At 60.9% G+C, this 17,757-nt stretch carries 15 protein-coding genes, 2 tRNA genes and 1 pseudogene; 6 read left to right on the top strand and 12 right to left on the bottom strand.

Features of this window, described 5'->3' with window-relative positions; genetic code table 11:
- Window positions 1–146: 146 nt before the first annotated feature.
- Window positions 147–602 (bottom strand): DUF721 domain-containing protein, encoded by a 456-nt coding sequence (locus J7302_RS08580; RefSeq protein WP_215372836.1) that lies wholly within the window; start codon window positions 600–602, stop codon window positions 147–149.
- 292 nt (window positions 603–894) lie between these two features.
- On the opposite strand from J7302_RS08580, the gene secA reads away from it, so the two are divergent.
- The 4 genes from secA (at window position 895) to J7302_RS08560 (ending at window position 6,665) form a co-directional block, all read left to right on the top strand.
- Complete coding sequence (gene secA, locus J7302_RS08575; RefSeq protein ID WP_215372835.1) at window positions 895–3,630, top strand: preprotein translocase subunit SecA; 2,736 nt, start codon at window positions 895–897, stop codon at window positions 3,628–3,630.
- A gap of 120 nt (window positions 3,631–3,750) precedes the next feature.
- On the top strand, window positions 3,751–4,968 hold the full coding sequence (gene argJ, locus J7302_RS08570; protein ID WP_215372834.1) for a bifunctional glutamate N-acetyltransferase/amino-acid acetyltransferase ArgJ: 1,218 nt from the start codon (window positions 3,751–3,753) through the stop codon (window positions 4,966–4,968).
- Window positions 4,969–5,082: 114 nt separating this feature from the next.
- On the top strand, window positions 5,083–5,721 hold the full coding sequence (locus J7302_RS08565) for a glutathione S-transferase family protein (protein WP_215372833.1): 639 nt from the start codon (window positions 5,083–5,085) through the stop codon (window positions 5,719–5,721).
- Window positions 5,718–6,665, top strand: coding sequence for a Nudix family hydrolase (locus J7302_RS08560; protein WP_215372832.1), 948 nt, complete (start codon window positions 5,718–5,720; stop codon window positions 6,663–6,665). The genes J7302_RS08565 and J7302_RS08560 overlap by 4 nt, the downstream gene beginning before the upstream one ends.
- Before the next feature lie 213 nt (window positions 6,666–6,878).
- Here J7302_RS08560 and J7302_RS08555 read toward each other — a convergent pair whose 3' ends face one another.
- From J7302_RS08555 to J7302_RS08540, 4 genes and pseudogenes are all read right to left on the bottom strand, one after another.
- Window positions 6,879–7,454 (bottom strand): cob(I)yrinic acid a,c-diamide adenosyltransferase, encoded by a 576-nt coding sequence (locus J7302_RS08555; RefSeq protein ID WP_215372831.1) that lies wholly within the window; start codon window positions 7,452–7,454, stop codon window positions 6,879–6,881.
- 1 nt (window position 7,455) lies between these two features.
- Window positions 7,456–9,474 (bottom strand): sensor histidine kinase, encoded by a 2,019-nt coding sequence (locus J7302_RS08550; RefSeq protein WP_251701950.1) that lies wholly within the window; start codon window positions 9,472–9,474, stop codon window positions 7,456–7,458.
- A gap of 43 nt (window positions 9,475–9,517) precedes the next feature.
- On the bottom strand, window positions 9,518–10,429 hold the full coding sequence (locus J7302_RS08545) for a putative 2-dehydropantoate 2-reductase (RefSeq protein ID WP_215372830.1): 912 nt from the start codon (window positions 10,427–10,429) through the stop codon (window positions 9,518–9,520).
- Window positions 10,426–11,394: pseudogene (locus J7302_RS08540) on the bottom strand (response regulator); the annotation flags it as partial. The pseudogene J7302_RS08540 and the gene J7302_RS08545, both read right to left, overlap by 4 nt.
- 218 nt (window positions 11,395–11,612) lie before the next feature.
- Between J7302_RS08540 and J7302_RS08535 the strand changes: the two are divergent.
- The gene (locus tag J7302_RS08535; RefSeq protein WP_215372828.1) at window positions 11,613–12,092 is read left to right on the top strand and encodes a YajQ family cyclic di-GMP-binding protein; all 480 of its coding nucleotides are present in this window, start codon (window positions 11,613–11,615) and stop codon (window positions 12,090–12,092) included.
- Between the two features lie 122 nt (window positions 12,093–12,214).
- Complete coding sequence (locus J7302_RS08530) at window positions 12,215–13,042, top strand: mechanosensitive ion channel family protein (protein ID WP_215372827.1); 828 nt, start codon at window positions 12,215–12,217, stop codon at window positions 13,040–13,042.
- 56 nt (window positions 13,043–13,098) lie between these two features.
- On the opposite strand, the gene ychF is transcribed toward J7302_RS08530, so the two are convergent.
- The 7 genes from ychF to ispE all read right to left on the bottom strand — a co-directional run bounded on the left by ychF (window position 13,099) and on the right by ispE (window position 17,756).
- Window positions 13,099–14,199 (bottom strand): redox-regulated ATPase YchF, encoded by a 1,101-nt coding sequence (gene ychF, locus J7302_RS08525; RefSeq protein WP_215372826.1) that lies wholly within the window; start codon window positions 14,197–14,199, stop codon window positions 13,099–13,101.
- A gap of 26 nt (window positions 14,200–14,225) precedes the next feature.
- On the bottom strand, window positions 14,226–14,810 hold the full coding sequence (gene pth / locus J7302_RS08520; protein WP_215372825.1) for an aminoacyl-tRNA hydrolase: 585 nt from the start codon (window positions 14,808–14,810) through the stop codon (window positions 14,226–14,228).
- 101 nt (window positions 14,811–14,911) lie between these two features.
- The gene (locus J7302_RS08515) at window positions 14,912–15,514 is read right to left on the bottom strand and encodes a 50S ribosomal protein L25/general stress protein Ctc (protein WP_215372824.1); all 603 of its coding nucleotides are present in this window, start codon (window positions 15,512–15,514) and stop codon (window positions 14,912–14,914) included.
- 122 nt (window positions 15,515–15,636) lie between these two features.
- Complete coding sequence (locus J7302_RS08510; RefSeq protein ID WP_028629917.1) at window positions 15,637–16,578, bottom strand: ribose-phosphate pyrophosphokinase; 942 nt, start codon at window positions 16,576–16,578, stop codon at window positions 15,637–15,639.
- Window positions 16,579–16,665: 87 nt separating this feature from the next.
- Window positions 16,666–16,740 (bottom strand) — tRNA-Gln (locus tag J7302_RS08505).
- Between the two features lie 57 nt (window positions 16,741–16,797).
- A tRNA-Gln gene (locus tag J7302_RS08500) sits at window positions 16,798–16,872 on the bottom strand.
- A gap of 26 nt (window positions 16,873–16,898) precedes the next feature.
- Window positions 16,899–17,756 carry a 4-(cytidine 5'-diphospho)-2-C-methyl-D-erythritol kinase gene (gene ispE, locus J7302_RS08495; protein ID WP_215372823.1) on the bottom strand — a complete coding sequence of 286 codons (858 nt, stop codon included), beginning with the start codon at window positions 17,754–17,756 and terminating at the stop codon, window positions 16,899–16,901.
- Window position 17,757: the final 1 nt, after the last annotated feature.

The following is a 17,757-nucleotide window of genomic DNA, read 5'->3' as shown; positions in this document are numbered from 1 at the left end:
CAGCAAGCTGGCTCCTACAGAGAGAGTACCGGCTATCCGGCTGTCAACTTGCATCTCCCCCAGATTCCGCGATGAACCTTTTTTTAAGTCTGCTTCGACTCTGCTGGAAACCGGGCGGGCCTCAGCAACTGCTCGGCTATGAGGGGCTAATCGTGGGATTTGCCGTGGCGAGCCAGTCGCTCGAGGGCTGCCCTGAGACGGGGGTCGCTGACCGTCTCGGCGGTCGCCTGGAGGCTCTCTGCCGCAGTCGGGGAAAGCCTGCTCTCGGCAGCGGGTTTGGCGCTACCGCCAGTAGTCGGCTGCACCTTGAAGATGATTTTTGACAGGCCGGCAAAGTCTTCGAATGCCTTCAGTTGTCGTAGCAGGCGAGCCTGCTGGTAGCGCAGGCGGGTGGCCCAGTGACCATCGGTCACGATGAGCAGCAGACGGCCTTCGCGCCAGGAGGCCACGTGACAATGCTCGCGGGCGGCGGGTTGCAGTTGGCTGGCGACCAACTGTTGCAGGTGGTCGATTCGCTGGGCCTCGGTGAACAGGGCCCGCAGCGGCTTTTCCTCGCGTAGCAGGGCCGCGGGTGACCGGGCCGGCAAAGGGCGAAAGGACATGGCAGGAGGCCTGATCAAAGTAAGAGTCGTCATGTTAGCAGAAGCGGGACTTGGGCATTGCGCCCAGAGCCCGCAGGGCCTGGTGGCGTTTCTCGACGCCTGGGTGGGTTGCCGCAGTCCGAAACGAACCTGTCCTACGGCGACGTCAAGCCACTCCTCGGACACTATGGGGACCCCCCCGCTTTCCTCGCCAACGATTCCGGGTAGAATGCCCCCTTCGCAAGCAGCCATGACGGCTGCACGGGCGACTCCAGGCCGCCCTCCATCCTAATGTGTGGAAGATCCTGTCTATATGTTTGCGCCATTGTTGAAGAAACTCTTTGGAAGCAAGAACGAGCGCGAAGTGAAGCGCATGGCCAAGGCTGTCCAGGCCGTCAACGCGTTCGAAGAGCGGATGGTGGCCCTGAGCGATGAGCAGCTACGTGCCAAGACCGAAGAGTTCAAGGCGCGTTTGGCAAAAGGCGAGACGCTCGACCAATTGCTCCCCGAGGCCTTTGCGGTCGCCCGTGAGGCGGGCAAGCGTGTCATGGGCATGCGCCACTTCGACGTGCAGCTGATCGGCGGCATGACCCTGCACGAGGGCAAGATCGCCGAGATGCGTACCGGTGAGGGCAAGACCCTGGTGGCAACCCTGGCCGTCTACCTCAATGCACTGTCCGGCAAGGGGGTGCACGTGGTGACCGTCAACGACTACCTGGCGCGTCGCGATGCCAACTGGATGCGTCCTCTGTACGAATTCCTTGGTCTCAGCGTAGGCGTGGTCACGCCCTTCCAGCCTCCGGAAGAAAAACGCGCGGCGTATGCTGCTGACATCACCTACGGTACCAACAACGAGTTCGGCTTCGACTACCTGCGTGACAACATGGCCTTCAGCCTGGAGGACAAGTTCCAGCGCGAGCTGAACTTTGCGGTCATCGACGAAGTCGACTCGATTCTCATCGACGAAGCCCGCACCCCGCTGATCATCTCCGGCCAGGCGGAAGACAGCTCCAAGCTCTACACCCAGATCAACCTGCTCATCCCGCGCCTCAAGCAGCACATCGAGGAAGAGGAGGGCAAGGTCACCCAGGAAGGTCATTACTCGGTCGACGAGAAGACCCGCCAGGTCGAGTTGAACGAACTGGGCCACCAGTTCATTGAGGACATGCTCACCCAGGCCGGCCTGCTGGCCGAGGGCGAGAGCCTTTATTCCGCGCACAACCTGAGCCTGCTGACTCACGTCTACGCTGCGCTGCGAGCTCACACCCTGTTCCACCGTAACGTGGAATACATCGTGCAGAACGAGCAGGTCCTGCTGATCGACGAGCACACCGGCCGTACCATGCCGGGTCGCCGCTTGTCTGAAGGCCTGCACCAGGCGATCGAAGCCAAGGAACATCTGCCGATCCAGGCCGAGAGCCAGACGCTGGCTTCGACGACTTTCCAGAACTACTTCCGTCTCTACAAGAAGCTTTCGGGCATGACCGGCACCGCCGATACCGAAGCCTTCGAGTTCCGCCAGATTTACGGTCTGGACGTGGTAGTCATCCCGACTCACCGTCCGGTCGCACGTAAAGACTTCAACGATTTGGTCTACCTGACCCAGGAAGAGAAGTTCGCCGCGATCATTGCCGATATCAAGGAATGCCAGGCCAGCGGTCGTCCCGTGCTGGTGGGTACCGCCTCGATCGAGAGCTCCGAGTACGTCTCGCAACTGCTGATCAAGGCCGGTATCGAGCACAAGGTGCTCAACGCGAAGTACCACGAGAAAGAAGCCGAGATCATTGCTCAGGCGGGACGCCCGGGCCACGTGACCATCGCTACCAACATGGCGGGTCGTGGTACCGACATTCTCCTGGGTGGTAACTGGGAAGCAGAAGTCGCGGCCCTGGAAGCTCCGACAGATGAACAGGTTGCCCAGATCAAGGCGGAGTGGCAGAAGCGCCACCAGCAAGTGATCGAGGCCGGCGGCCTGCATGTGGTTGCTTCCGAGCGTCACGAGTCCCGTCGTATCGACAACCAGTTGCGTGGTCGTGCAGGTCGCCAGGGTGACCCGGGCTCCAGCCGTTTCTACCTGTCGCTGGAAGACAACCTGATGCGTATCTTCGCCTCCGACCGGGTGAAGAACTTCATGAAGGCGCTGGGCATGCAGCCTGGTGAAGCTATCGAGCATCGCATGGTGACCAACGCCATCGAGAAGGCCCAGCGCAAGGTCGAAGGGCGCAACTTCGATATTCGTAAGCAGCTTCTCGAATACGACGACGTCGCCAACGAACAGCGCAAAGTGATCTATCACATGCGTAACAGCCTACTGGCCTCCGACGACATCGGCGACACCATTGCCGAGTTCCGCGAGGAAGTGCTGAACAGCACCATTGACTCGCACATCCCGCCGCAATCCATGCCTGAACAGTGGGACGTGGCCGGCCTGGAAGCTGCACTTGCCAGCGATTTCGGCCTGCGTCTGCCGATTCAGCAGTGGCTGGACGAAGACGACAAGCTGTACGAGGAAACCTTGCGAGCCAAGATCCTCGAGCAACTGCTGGCTGCCTACAACGAGAAGGAAGAGCTGGCGGGGGCCGAAGCCTTGCGTGCCTTCGAGAAGCAGATGCTGCTGCGTGTACTCGACGACCTGTGGAAGGACCACCTGTCCACCATGGATCACCTGCGTCATGGCATTCACCTGCGTGGCTATGCGCAGAAGAACCCGAAGCAGGAGTACAAGCGCGAGTCCTTCACCCTGTTCCAGGATCTGCTCGATTCCATCAAGCGCGACACCATCCGCGTCCTGTCCCACGTCCAGGTACGCCGCGAGGATCCGGTCGAGGAGGAGGCGCGTCTGCGTCGCGAGGCCGAAGAACTTGCCCGTCGCATGCAGTTCCAGCACGCCGCAGCCCCTGGGCTGGAGGAGCCTGCGCATGCAGAAGAAGACGGTGATGTGGCGGTCGCTGCTGCGCCGGTGCGCAGTGAGCCCAAGGTGGGACGCAATGAACCCTGCCCCTGCGGCTCGGGCAAGAAATACAAGCACTGCCACGGCCAGATCAGCTAAGGCACTGCTGTAATACTCCACGCCGCGACCGGCCCAGCCGCTCGCGGCGTTTTTCCTGACACTGGTAGCCGCTGCGCCATCGCACCGGCTCCTCCGATGACCTCAATAGGAGCGCTTCTCATGGCTGTTGGTCTTGGCCCTCTGCCTACCCTGCACCCGGTACCCGGTTTCGAACTTGGCATTGCTTCTGCTGGCATCAAGCGCCCGGGGCGCAAGGATGTGGTCGTGATGCGTTGCGCTGAGGGCTCCACCATCGCCGGCGTGACCACCACCAACGCCTTCTGTGCCGCGCCGGTGCTGGTCACCCGTGAACGCCTGGCTGGTGAGGTGCGTTACCTTCTGACCAACACCGGCAATGCCAATGCCGGAACAGGCCCAGACGGCCTGGTTCGCGCCCGCCGCGCCTGCGCCAAGCTGGCGGAGCTGGCTGGGATTGCCGACAGTGCGGTGCTGCCATTCTCCACCGGGGTGATTGGTGAGCCGCTGCCTGTCGAGAAGATCGAGGCAGCGCTGTCGGCGGCGCTGGCCGACCTCAAGGTGGACAACTGGGCGCAGGCCGCCGAGGGCATCATGACCACCGACACCCAGCCTAAGGGCGCCAGCCGCCAGTTCCAGCACGACGGGGTGACCATCACCGTTACCGGCATCAGCAAGGGTGCCGGGATGATCCGCCCGAATATGGCCACCATGCTCGGCTACATTGCCACCGACGCCAAGGTGGCGCGCGATGTGCTGCAGGTCCTGGTGCGTGACGCGGCCAACAAGTCCTTCAATCGCATCACCATCGACGGCGATACCTCCACCAACGACTGCTGCATGCTGATCGCCACCGGCCAGGCTGCCCTACCGGAAATCACTGCCGCCAGCGGTGAGTTGTTCGCAAAGCTCAAGCAGGCGGTGTTCGAGGTGTTCATGGAGGTCGCCCAGGCCATCGTGCGTGATGGCGAAGGTGCCACCAAGTTCGTGACTGTGCAGGTCAACGGCGGTGCCAACCACCAGGAGTGCCTGGACGTTGCCTATGCCGTGGCGCACTCACCGCTGATCAAGACCGCCCTGTTCGCGTCTGACCCGAACTGGGGCCGCATTCTCGCCGCTGTGGGCTACGCTGGCGTGCCGAACCTGGACGTGAGCAAGATCGACGTGTTCCTTGGCGAAGTGTGCATCGCCAGCCAGGGTGGCCGGGCCGCTACCTACACCGAGGAGCAGGGGGCGGCGGTGATGGCCCGAGAGGAAATCACCATCCACATCGAGTTGGGGCGTGGCGACTGCAGTGAGACCATCTGGACGACCGACCTCTCCCATGAGTACGTGAAGATCAACGCCGAATACCGCTCGTAAACCGGCATTCCCGTTTTTCATCCCTGGATGAAAAACGGGAATTTGCCACGGGGCCCGTCACCTTCCATGATCCTGCGACACACCGACTAACTCGATGGATCCTGGGAGGGCCCAATGCCCCTGACACTGGTAATCGGCAACAAGAACTACTCATCCTGGTCCCTGCGCGCCTGGTTGGCCCTCCAGATGACCGAAGCGGAGTACGAAGAGGTCCTGGTGCCGCTGTATCGTCCGGACAGCCGCCATTGCCTGCTGAGCCATTCGCCCACTGGCAAGGTGCCCGTCCTCAAATGCGACGACGGTACCATCTGGGACTCTCTGGCGATTGCCGAGTACCTCGCCGAAACCTTCCCTGAGGCGCATCTCTGGCCGCGTGGAGAAGCCGCCAGGGCTTTTGCGCGTTCTGCCTGCGCGGAAATGCATAGTGGCTTCAGCGCCTTGCGCAGTCATTTGCCGATGGACTTGCGGCGTAACCAGCCACTGTCCGAAGTACCCGCTGAGGTGGTCGAAGATATTCGCCGCATCTGTGCGATCTGGTCGGAATGCCGTACCCGCTTCGGGCAGGACGGCCCGTTCCTGTTTGGCCACGCGAGTATCGCCGATGCTTTCTACGCACCAGTAGCGGGCCGTTTGCGTAGTTATGCAGTGGCCTTGCCGGCTGACGCGGAAGCCTATGTCGAAACCATCTATCAGTGGCCTGCCTTCCAGCGTTGGTACCAGGCCGCACTGCAAGAAACGGAGATCATCGAATGAAACGCGTGCATGTGGCAGCTGCGGTCATCCGTGGTGTCGACGGCCGGGTGCTGATTGCCAAGCGTCCGGACGAAAAGCACCAGGGGGGACTCTGGGAGTTCCCGGGGGGCAAGGTGGAGGAAGGGGAGGCCGTTCAGGTTGCTCTTGCCCGTGAGCTGAAGGAAGAGTTGGGGATATGTGTGACTGCCGCACGCCCGCTGATCCAAGTCCACCACGATTACCCGGACAAGCAGGTTTTGCTGGATGTCTGGGAGGTCTCGGACTTCACTGGCGAGCCTCATGGCGCGGAAGGGCAGCCGCTGGCTTGGGTTTCCGCGCGCCAGCTGGGCGACTACGAATTTCCGGCGGCCAACAGGCCAATCTTGGCGGCAGCTCGCTTGCCGGAGCGTTACCTGATTACGCCGGACGATCTAGAGCCCCAGGCTCTGTTGTCGGGTTTGAAAATGGCCCTGGCTTCGGGCATCCGCCTGGTCCAGTTGCGTGCTCCACGCATGTTCGATGCGCAGTATCGGGACTTGGCCGTGGATGTACAGGGCCTTTGTGCCGGCCGCGCACAGCTGATGTTGAAGGGCCCGCTGGAATGGCTGGGGGATTTCCCTGCCGCCGGCTGGCACCTGACTGCCGAGCAGCTGCACAAGTACTCGCCCAATGGTCGTCCGTTTCCCAGCGAGCGCTGGCTCGCAGCGTCCTGCCACAGCGCAGAAGAGCTGCACCTGGCTGCTGCCATGGGCGTGGACTTCGTCACTCTTTCGCCATTGCAGGCCACTCACACTCACCCCGAGGCGGAGCCGCTGGGGTGGCAGGCTGCAACTGAGTTGCTGAGGAGTTTCAACCAGCCGGCTTTCCTGCTCGGTGGCGTAGGTCCTCGAGACCTTGAGCGCGCCTGGCTGGCCGGCGCCCAAGGCGTCGCTGGTATTCGTGCATTCTGGCCAGAGAATCGTTGACCAGTCCATTTCGAGAACCAACTCGCAAAGAGAGCGGTTGCGGCAGCCCGTGCCTGACCGTTCGCTTTCCCGCTGGGAGAGGGAAAAGGGGGGGATGTTGGAAGTTTGCTTGGGCCTGAAGGGAAGATCTCCGGTCTGCTTAGCGGACAAATTCGCCTCCACAGGTGTTGTGCCCTTCATCGAGATCGCGAGCCCAACCACCGGGGGGCTGGCTTAAGCCTTGGGCGCTGCCTGCCAGAGCACCTCATTGACGCTCTGCCGTCGGCCGATCAGCCGTGCGGCCACGAATAAGAGGTCGGAAAGGCGGTTGAGATAGGCCAGGACGATTTCGCGCAGCGGCTCCTCGGCATTCAAGTGCTGCACGCGGCGCTCGGCGCTGCGGGCGAAGCTGCGGCATATGTGGGCCTGGGCGATCAGCCGTGAGCCTCCCGGCAGGATGAAGTTCTCCAGCGGGCCGAGTTCGTCGTTCCATTGGTCGATGGCGGCTTCCAGGCGTGCGACTTCAGCAGCTTCCAAAGCCTGGTATTCCGGCATGGCCAGTTCGCCACCCAGATCGAAGAGGCGGTGCTGGCAGGGTGTGAGGACGTCGATCAGCTCGCTCAGGCCTGGGCGGGCTGCCTGTTGCTCGACCAGTTCGGCAATGAGCAGGCCGAGTTGACTGTTCAGCGTGTCGATTTCACCGATGGCTTCGATGCGAGGATGGTCCTTGGGAACGCGACGGCCGCTGGACAGGCCTGTTTCGCCTTTGTCACCTGTGCGGGTGTAGATCTTCGAGAGGCGATAGCCCATTTCAGGCTCCTGGCTGTTCTGGGGTGGACGTGAGCGGCAGGCGCAAGGTGAAGCAAGTGCCCTGGCCTGGCTTGGACTGCACTTCCATTTGCCCCTTGTGGTTATTGGTGATGATGAAATACGAGACCGAAAGACCAAGCCCTGTGCCTTGACCCACTTCCTTGGTGGTGAAGAAGGGCTCGAAAATGCGCTTGCGCACGGGTTCTGGAATTCCGACTCCATTATCCTCTACCTGGATTTCTGCCCAGGGTGGGTTTAGCCGGGTGCGCAGGGTGATGTGGCCTTCCTCGTCATCCTCGCGCTGGTGGATGGCCTGGGCAGCGTTCTTCAGCAAATTCAGTAGTACCTGCTCCAGTTCGTTGGCGGTGCCGGGGACTGGGCCAAGGTGTGGGTCGAATTCGCGGGTGATGCGCATTCCCTTGAAATCGAAGCCTTCGGTGAGGTCGAAGTCGTTGCTGGCGATTTCCAGGGCCTGGTCGAGCAGCAGCGGTAGTTGGCAAGGCGCCAATTGCCGGTTGCTACGTCGGCTGAAGGCGAGCATGTTGCTGACGATCTTTGCTGCGCGCGCGCCCGCCTGGTGGATATCATCAAGTAGCTTGGGTACTTCACGGGCTTCCAGGTAACGGTTTACCGCCTCGAGCTGGATGCCCGTCGCCTCGGCCTGTTGCTGGTTTCGGTCCAGCTCGGGGGACAGGCGGCGGCGGATGTTCTGCACGTTGTGCAGGATCGCGCCAAGCGGGTTGTTGATTTCATGGGCCATGCCGGCCGCCAGGCCGCCTACCGAAAGCATCTTTTCCGACTGCACCATCAGTTCTTCCATGGATAGGCGTTGGGTGATGTCGTCGATACGGATGACCACGCCCCGACCTGTTCCGCCCATCAGCGGGTAGAAGGTCAGCGCGTAATGATGGACAGCGTCCCCGACCAGCCAACTGACCCGTTCAACTTTCTCTACCTTGTGCTTTTCCGCAGTCAGCCGGATCTGCGGCAGGAAGGGCTTGAGTGATGGGAAGGCAAGAAATACCGGCTGGTTCAGCGCATCGTCCATGGGCGTGCCGGACAGAGTGCTTGCCTCCTGGTTCCACTGGGTGACGTAAAGCTGTTCGTCCAGGGCGATCAGGGCCGAGGGCATGGAGTCGATGATGCTGTTGAGGTAGTTCTGGAAGCCGGTGAGCTTCTTCTCGATCTTGCTCCGCACCTGGACTTCGAGCTCCAGGCGGCGGTTGGAGTGGCGGGTCTCCTCGGCCAACTCGCGGGCCTGGTCGAATGCGGCTTGGGCGTCGTCGCGCGCGCGCTTGAGCTGCTGCTCTCGCGCTTCGATCCGGCTGAGCATGGTATTGAAGGCATCAGCCAGGCTACCGATTTCGTCCCGGTTGCCGCGCGGTGCGCGCAGGGAGTAGTTCTCCTCGCGGGTGACCTGCCTTGAGAGCTCCTCCAGCCGACGAATCGGCCGGGTAACCATGCGGCGGATCTGCCGGGCAATCAGCAGCCAGAGCAGCACGCTGCAGGCCAGGATAGCCAGGCTGGCGGTCAGGGTGCCGGTGTAGAAAACCCCGGGTAATTCGCTAGAGGCCACGAGCAGGAGATGGCCTGGGGCTTTGCCCGGGACCGGCAGTTCTGCCAGGTGGGTGGTGCGAAACTCGTGTCGACGCCAAGCTTCAAGGTCCGTCGAGCGCAGTGGTAGGTCGAGTTGTTCACCGCGCTGCATTTGCGCGAGCAAACGGCCGTTGCTGTCGTAAAGGGCAGCCGCGCGCAGCGGCGTGTAGCTATCCAGACGCTCCAGCAGTTGCTTGGCGCCTTCCTCCGATGCCAGCGCTTCGCTGCCTAGTGCCGAGGTGGCAAACAGGCGACCGAGCGTGACCAGACCTTGCGGGGCGACGCTTTCCTGGGAGATCCAGTAAGCGGCGCTGATAAAGGCGAGGTTGGCGATGAGGAGCACTGTGGCGAGCAGGACCAGCAGGGCGGCGAGCAATTTGCGTCCGACCGACAGGTTCTCGAGGCGCTGGCGCAGGATGGTCAAGGGGCGTTTTCCGCTGCTGGGCTGTGGGCAGGGTAGCGCGGGGTCAGTTGACGGGCAATCCGTGCTGTCCGAGGTAGTCCGTCAGTCGGGCGTGAAGGGATTGCAGCCGGGGAAGCTCCAGGTGCAGTTGTGTGGCGACGGTACAGGCATGGCCCAGCAGGAAGCTGATCTCTGTGCGCCGCCCGCGGGCAACATCCTGATGCATGGAGGAGAAGTTCGCCGCTGTTGCCTGGATAACCTTCAGGACCTCTGCATGAAGACCGGCGGCCGTTTCGGGTTGGCCACAGCCACGAAGCAGTTCTGCCAGCTCGCTGCACAGCGCGGCAACCACGGCAGGGTGGTCGGACAAACCCCCGTTTCGGCAATCGTGCAGTACAGTGAGTGGGTTGATGGCGCAGTTCAACGCGAGTTTTCGCCATAGACGCGAGAGGATATCCGGTGTCCAGGCGTGGGGGATATCGGCGCGCACCAAGTCGGGCAGCCACGCCGGCGCTTGCGGTAGTTTCGGGTCGCCGAGCCAGGTGAAACCCTGACCGGCGAATACCACGCGGAAGTCCCCGTCACGGAAGGCGCCTTCCGTGCTGGATGCAAGAATGCACCGGGCCTGGGGAACGCATGCAGCCACGGCGTCTTGGCTGCCCAACCCGTTCTGCAGCAGGATCAGCTCAGCTCCGGGCGCCAGACGATGAGCCAGTTGCCGCACCGCGGGCTCGGCATCATACGCCTTGCAGGCCACTAGCAAGCGGCTGATGGGGCCGGGAGTTTCGGGAGTTTCTGCCGCGATCGGGTAACGCCGCGCCTCGCCTTGCTCGACCAGCGTCAGGCCGTCTGCCGCTGAATAGGCCTGAAGCCTGGTCTGGTTACGCAGAATCAGGCGGATCGGTATTCCCGCGCGGAACAAACGAGCAGCCCAGAGGCTGCCCAAGCTGCCGGCACCTAGGATATGCCAGGTCATGGTTGCGGAAGACGCAGGGCTGTCACGCGGCCGCTGGCGTAGGACTCGGGGAGCAGGGCTGCGGCCTTGTCCAGCAGTTCGTCTATGTCCAGGGGCAGCGCCTTGGTATCCATCCCGACCAGGCTGATACCTGCCTTGAGCGTGATGAAACCTTCACTGGTCTTGAATGCCTTGAGATTGAGTCCTTCATGCAGTCGCTTGAAGCTGCTGGGAGAGCACTCGTGCAGGTCATCGAGCAGGGTAATCAGGCCGAAGTGGTTGTCGTCCAGGCGGGTCAGCACATCGAGCGGGCGGATCAGTTGCTGCAAGCGACGGGCAACGCCGTGAAGCAGTTCGTTGTAGAACGCGTCCCCGTATTGCCGACGCAACTGTGGGGTTTCCAGCAGGCCGATCTGCAGGTAACACAGGGCCCCGCCTCGGGATTCGACCTGGCGCAGGCTATCGATGAGTTTCTGGCGCAGATAGCGCGGGTTACCCAGGCCGGTCAGGGCGTCCACGAGATTGCGTTGTTCCAGGCTGGCAATGTTCTGCGTGAGTCGGTGATTCTCTTGCAGTAGCCGTTGCAGTGTGTTGCAGAGCCGGTCGGCGGCATAGACACGCGGAACCAGTTGTTCGCTCATGGCCGCCTTGCTGATGAAGTCGTCGACGCCGCGATCGAAGGCCTCCGACAGCACGTTGTCGCCTTCCTTGCCGGTGAGCAGAATGATGTAGCTGTAGTGGTCCGTCATCTCATCCAGTTGGCGGACCCGTGCGGTCAACTCCAGGCCGTCGATCTCCGGCATCAGCCAGTCGGCGAGGATGACGTTGGCTGGTTTCTGCTCCAGTAGCCGAAGCGCCTCGTCAGCGCTGCTGGCAAAACGGACATCCTGATAGCCGGCCTGGCTCAGGGTTCGGCCGATAATGGCGCTGGAAAATTTTGCATCGTCCACCACCAGAATACTGAGATGAGGGTTGGGCATGGCAGGCTCGCAAGGGCAGGGTGGCGGGGGCGATTATGGCTAAATGATATCAAAGTCGACATCCATCGCCTTGTCTCCCTATCGTTCAGGCGGTTGCCGGCCGCTTGGGACGCTGGAGAAAAGACGGCGTGCCGCTCGGTTATAATGAGTGCGCATTTTTTATCGTCAAGCCAGGCGCACTGTTATCCGTGATGCAGGTCGCGCCTTCTATCTGGAGGAATCCCATGCCCTCGTTCGACGTGGTGTCCGAACTGGACAAGCACGAAGTCACCAATGCGGTCGACAACGCTCTCAAGGAACTGGATCGCCGCTACGACCTGCGCGGCAAGGGCAGTTTCGAGTTCAAGGAACTGACCGTCACGCTCACTGCCGAGGCGGATTTCCAGCTCGAGCAGATGCTGGAGATCCTCAAGCTCTGCCTGGTCAAGCGCAAGATCGATATTCAGTGCCTGGAGATCAAGGACTCTTACCCCTCCGGCAAGGTCGTGAAGCAGGAGGTCATTCTTCGGGAAGGCATCGACAAGGAGCTGGCGAAGAAGATCGTTGCTTCGATCAAGGACAGCAAGCTCAAGGTCCAGGCTGCCATCCAGGGCGAACAGGTGCGCATCACCGGCAAGAAACGCGATGACTTGCAGGAAGCCATTGCGGCTCTGCGCGCCAAGGAATTCGGGATGCCGCTGCAGTTCAACAACTTCCGCGATTGATCAGGATTTTTGAACTTTCGCGAGCAATTGGAGTCGCAATTTGAGGGTTGTTTCGCTGGCCGCCATGGTTGATCCATGGCGGCTTTGTTTTTGGCCCCGTGTAAAGAATTTGGAGCATGACCATGGATATGAATGTTGACGAGCTGGTAAAGCTCTCCGAGGCCTGGCTACCTATCGTGGTCGAGTACAGCGGCAAGCTGTTGCTGGCCTTGCTTACCCTCCTGGTGGGCTGGTGGCTGATAAACAAGCTCACCGGCAACGTCGGCAGGCTGATGCAAACCCGACGGGTCGACAGGACCCTGCAAGGGTTTATCGGTAGCCTGGCCAATATCATCCTCAAGGTATTGCTGCTGGTCAGCGTGGCTTCGATGATCGGCGTGGAAACGACCTCGTTCGTGGCAGCTATTGGTGCAGCAGGCCTGGCGATCGGCCTGGCATTGCAGGGCAGCCTGGCGAACTTCGCTGGTGGGGTGCTGATCCTGTTGTTCCGCCCGTTCAAGGCTGGAGACTGGATCGAAGGCCAAGGTGTGGCCGGCACGGTCGATAGCATCCAGATTTTTCACACCACCCTGAAGACCGCCGACAACAAGGTGGTGATCGTGCCCAATGGCAGCCTCTCCAATGGCAACATCACCAACTACTCGCGCGAACGGACGCGGCGAGTCGACATTAACCTGGGTATCGACTACGACTGCGACATAAAACGCGCCCGTCAAGTGTTGCTCGAGATCGCCAAGGACCCGCGGGTGCTGAACCATCCGGAGCCGGTGGTCTTCGTGACCGGGCTCGGCGAGAGTGCTATCAATATTTCTCTGAGGGTCTGGGTTGCTACGGCTGATTACTGGCCGGTGACATTCGACTTCATCGAGCGTGCCAAGGAGCAGATGGACGAAGCGGGGATCAGCATTCCCTTTCCCCATCGGGTCGTGCGCCTGGTCCAGAGCGCTTGAGGTTTTACGGGACATCGAAGACAAAAAAGCCCCGGAAACCGGGGCTTTTTCTTGGATCAGACGTTGAAGCGGAAGTGCATCACATCCCCATCTTTGACGATGTATTCCTTGCCTTCCAGGCGCCATTTTCCGGCCTCTTTTGCCCCGGCTTCGCCCTTGTACTGGATGAAGTCGGTGTAGGCGACCACTTCGGCGCGGATGAAGCCTTTTTCGAAGTCGGTGTGGATCACAGCGGCAGCCTGCGGGGCTGTGGCACCGACCCGGACGGTCCAGGCGCGGACCTCCTTCACGCCAGCGGTGAAGTAGGTCTGCAGGTTGAGCAGTTCGTAGCCGGCGCGGATCACGCGGTTCAGGCCCGGTTCTTCGAGGCCCAGGGACTCGAGGAACATGTCCTTCTCTTCGCCGTCATCGAGTTCGGCGATTTCGGCTTCGATCTTGTTGCACACAGGCACCACGACTGCGCCTTCATCGGCGGCAATGGCTTTCACTACGTCCAGGTGCGGATTGTTCTCGAAACCATCTTCGGCCACGTTGGCGATGTACATCACCGGCTTGCTGGTGAGCAGGTGGAAGCCACGGACCAGGCGCTTTTCGTCGTCGCCGAGGGTTTTAAGCAGCGAGCGCGCCGGCTTGCCTTCGGTGAAGTGGGGGATGAGCTTTTCCAGCAGGGCTTTTTGCGCGAGGGCTTCCTTGTCGCCACCTTTGGCGTTGCGAGTGACGCGCTGCAGTTGCTTCTCGCAGCTGTCGAGGTCGGCAAAGATCAGCTCGAGGTCGATGATCTCGATGTCACGCTTGGGGTCGACGCTGTTGGAAACGTGGATGACGTTTTCGTCTTCGAAGCAGCGCACCACGTGGGCGATGGCGTCAGTTTCACGGATGTTAGCGAGGAACTGGTTGCCCAGACCTTCGCCCTTGGAGGCGCCTTCCACCAGGCCGGCGATGTCGACGAACTCCATGGTGGTGGGGATTACGCGCTCGGGCTTTACGATCTCGGCCAGTGCGTTCAGGCGCGAATCGGGCATTGGCACGATACCGCTGTTCGGCTCGATGGTGCAGAAGGGGAAGTTCTCCGCCGCAATGCCGGATTTGGTCAGGGCGTTGAACAGGGTGGACTTGCCGACGTTGGGCAGGCCGACGATGCCGCAATTGAATCCCATGGTGTATGCCTCTGCGCGGAGTGGGTTCAGGCCTTCTGACTGTGCAGCTTCTGCATGGCGCGGGTGAAGTCACCGGCGAGCATTTCGGGCAGCACGTCTAGGGCGAAGTCGATACTGGTGCCGAGTAGTTCCTGTTCGGCGCGCGGGGCGCGACCAAGAACATAGCCGGAGACCAGGCTGCTGTGCCCCGGATGGCCAATGCCAAGCCGCAGGCGGTAGAACGAATTCTGATTGCCGAGCTGGGCGATGATGTCACGCAACCCGTTGTGGCCGCCATGGCCGCCGCCCTTCTTGAGCTTGGCGACGCCGGGGGGCATGTCGAGTTCGTCGTGGGCCACCAGGATGGCTTCGGGGGGGATGCGGAAGAACCCTGCCAGTGCCGCCACGGATTGGCCGCTGCGGTTCATGTACGTGGTGGGAATCAGCAGACGAACGTCGCGACCTTGATGGGAGAACTTTCCGACCAGGCCGAAGTATTTCTTGTCGAGGCTGAGGTTGACGCGTTCGCGGTCGGCCAGGCGCTCAACGAAAAGAGCCCCTGCGTTATGCCGGGTCTGGTCGTATTCGGGGCCGGGGTTACCCAGGCCAACGATCAGTTGGATGGCAGTCACTACAGGGGCTCTTCTTCAGGCAGTCGAGTAAGGAGTTGGTCCGGATCCTTTGCGCGAAAGGCTAAGGCATTGGCGCGCGAGATCCGAAACAGATTCCCAGATTACTCGGCTTCGCCTTCTTCTTTCACAACGCGGGAGGCGTGGATGTTGGCCACAGCCAGGTCGTTGCCGTGGGCCAGGGCTACCAGCTCGATACCTTTCGGCAGTTTGAGGTCGGACAGGTGAACGATCTGACCAACTTCGACCTGGGCCAGGTCAACTTCGATGAACTCCGGCAGATCTTTCGGCAGGCAGGAGACTTCGACTTCAGCGATGGTGTGGGAAACTTCGCCGCCGCCTTGCTTCACGCCAACGGAGGTAGCTTCGTTGATGAAGTGCAGGGGTACGTGAGCGGTCAGTTTCTGGCCAGCAACGACGCGCTGGAAGTCAGCGTGTACGACGAAGCCTTTGGACGGGTGACGCTGCAGGGCCTTGATCAGAACAGTTTCGGTAGCACCGGCAACGTTCAGGGCGATTACGTGGCTGAAGGCAGCTTCGTTTTCCAGCAGCTTGGCCAGCTCTTTGGCCAGCAGGCTTACGGATTGCGGAGCTTGTTCGCCGCCGTATACGACAGCAGGAACCAGATTTTCGTTACGACGCAGGCGGCGGCTCGCACCTTTCCCCAGGTCGGAACGCACGTTGGCATTCAGGGCAAATTCAGTCATTACAGTTCTCCAAAATAACCAAAACGCCCGTAATGCTTGCGACCAGCATCCGGGCGGTTGGTGAAAAAGCTCCGCTCAATCGATTTCGACGGCGCGGAGCGCTTTCGTTCAGGGATTTCCGCTTAGCGGAACATCGCGCTGATCGATTCCTCATTACTGATGCGGCGAACCGCTTCAGCCACAACCGGTGCGATATCCAGTTGGCGGATACGCGAACAGGCTTGTGCCGCGGCGGACAGCGGGATGGTGTTGGTCACCACCAGTTCGTCCAGCACGGAGTTTTCAATGTTCTCGATGGCACGGCCGGACAGCACCGGGTGGGTGCAGTAGGCGTAGACCTTGGCAGCGCCATGGTCCTTCAGGGCCTTGGCAGCGTGGCCGAGGGTGCCGGCGGTATCGACCATGTCATCGACCAGCACGCAGGTGCGGCCTTCGACGTCGCCGATGATGTGCATGACTTCGGACTGGTTCGCCTTGGGGCGACGCTTGTCGATGATCGCCAGGTCGACGCCCAGGGATTTCGCCACGGCGCGGGCGCGAACGACGCCGCCAATGTCCGGGGAAACGATCATCAGATTCTCGAAGCGCTGATCTTCGATGTCATCCACCAATACCGGGGAGCCGTAGATGTTATCCACGGGAATATCGAAGAAGCCCTGAATCTGGTCAGCGTGCAGATCGACGGTGAGAACACGGTCGATGCCGACGACGGTCAGCATGTCGGCCACTACCTTGGCGCTGATGGCCACACGAGCGGAGCGCGGGCGGCGATCCTGGCGGGCATAGCCGAAGTAGGGGATGACTGCTGTGATACGGGAGGCCGAGGAACGGCGGAAGGCGTCAGCCATCACTACCAGTTCCATCAGGTTGTCGTTGGTCGGGGCGCAAGTCGGCTGAATCAGGAAAACGTCCTTACCACGAACATTCTCGTTGATTTCAGCACTGATTTCGCCGTCGGAGAATTTGCCTACGGAGGCATCGCCGAGGGGAATATGCAGTTGACGTACGACGCGACGCGCCAGATCGGGGTTGGCGTTCCCCGTGAAGACCATCATCTTGGACACGCGCAGTACCTGCCGGCTGAGGGTGGACCTGATGAATTAAAAAGCTGTTCAAAATGCACAAGGCTTTTTGAACAGCTTTTTCGTGTATGGCAGGGGCGGCTGGATTCGAACCAACGCATGGCAGGATCAAAACCTGCTGCCTTACCGCTTGGCGACGCCCCTATAAATTTAGATCACGCTTTGCAGAACATCTGTCGTACAGAACCCTTGAAGGGTTAATGGCAGGGGCGGCTGGATTCGAACCAACGCATGGCAGGATCAAAACCTGCTGCCTTACCGCTTGGCGACGCCCCTGTATCGTACAACCGAATGACTTGCATTCACTTCTTGGCCAACTCGTTAAGCTTGCGGTGCAACATCGAAATGTTACGACCTTGAGCAACGAAGCTCGGCAGAGTGGCCGGAAGTTGGCGGCGAACTTTATCAGCATCGCCCTTGTTTGGGAAGCTCCCAAACACACAAGCTCCAGTGCCGGTTAATCTAGCTGATGTGAAATTATTCAACAAGATCAGCGCGTTACGTACATCTGGGTAACGTTTCTCGACAACCGGCTGGCAGTCATTTCGACCGCCCCCCTCAAGAAGGCTGCGAACTTTAATGGGCTGCGTATTGCGTGTCAACTCAGGATCGGAGAAAACTTCTGCTGTGCTGACAAAGACTTGCGGTACGGCGACGAGAAACCAGGGTTCCGGAAGCTCCACGGGGGTGAGGAGTTCGCCGATGCCTTCAGCGAAGGCCGCGCGTCCTCGCACGAAAACTGGCACATCCGCGCCGAGGCCAAGCCCCAAAGCGGCCAGGCGGTCTTCACTCCATCCGAGATTCCACAACTGGTCGAGACCGAGCAGGGTGGTTGCCGCGTCCGAGCTGCCGCCACCGATGCCCCCGCCCATGGGTAGCCGCTTGTCGAGCCAGATGTCAGCGCCCAGCTGGCAGCCAGACTCGGCCTGCAGCTTGCGCGCTGCGCGGACGATCAGGTTGCTGTCATGTGGGACGCCGGGTACTTCGGTGCGCAGGTGGATTTCGCCGTCCGGGCGCAGGGCGAAGCCCAATTCGTCGCCATGATCGAGGAACTGGAAGAGCGTCTGTAGTTCGTGATAACCATCGGGTCTGCGGCCGAGGATGTGGAGCATCAGATTAAGCTTTGCCGGTGCCGGCAGGACGAGTGTTGCACCCTGCATG

Origin of the sequence: Metapseudomonas boanensis, from assembly GCF_018704125.1 — a bacterium.
GTDB classification, from domain to species: domain Bacteria; phylum Pseudomonadota; class Gammaproteobacteria; order Pseudomonadales; family Pseudomonadaceae; genus Metapseudomonas; species Metapseudomonas boanensis.
The sequence above is the reverse complement of the archived record's forward strand: the minus strand, read 5'-3'. Positions and strand labels throughout refer to the sequence as shown.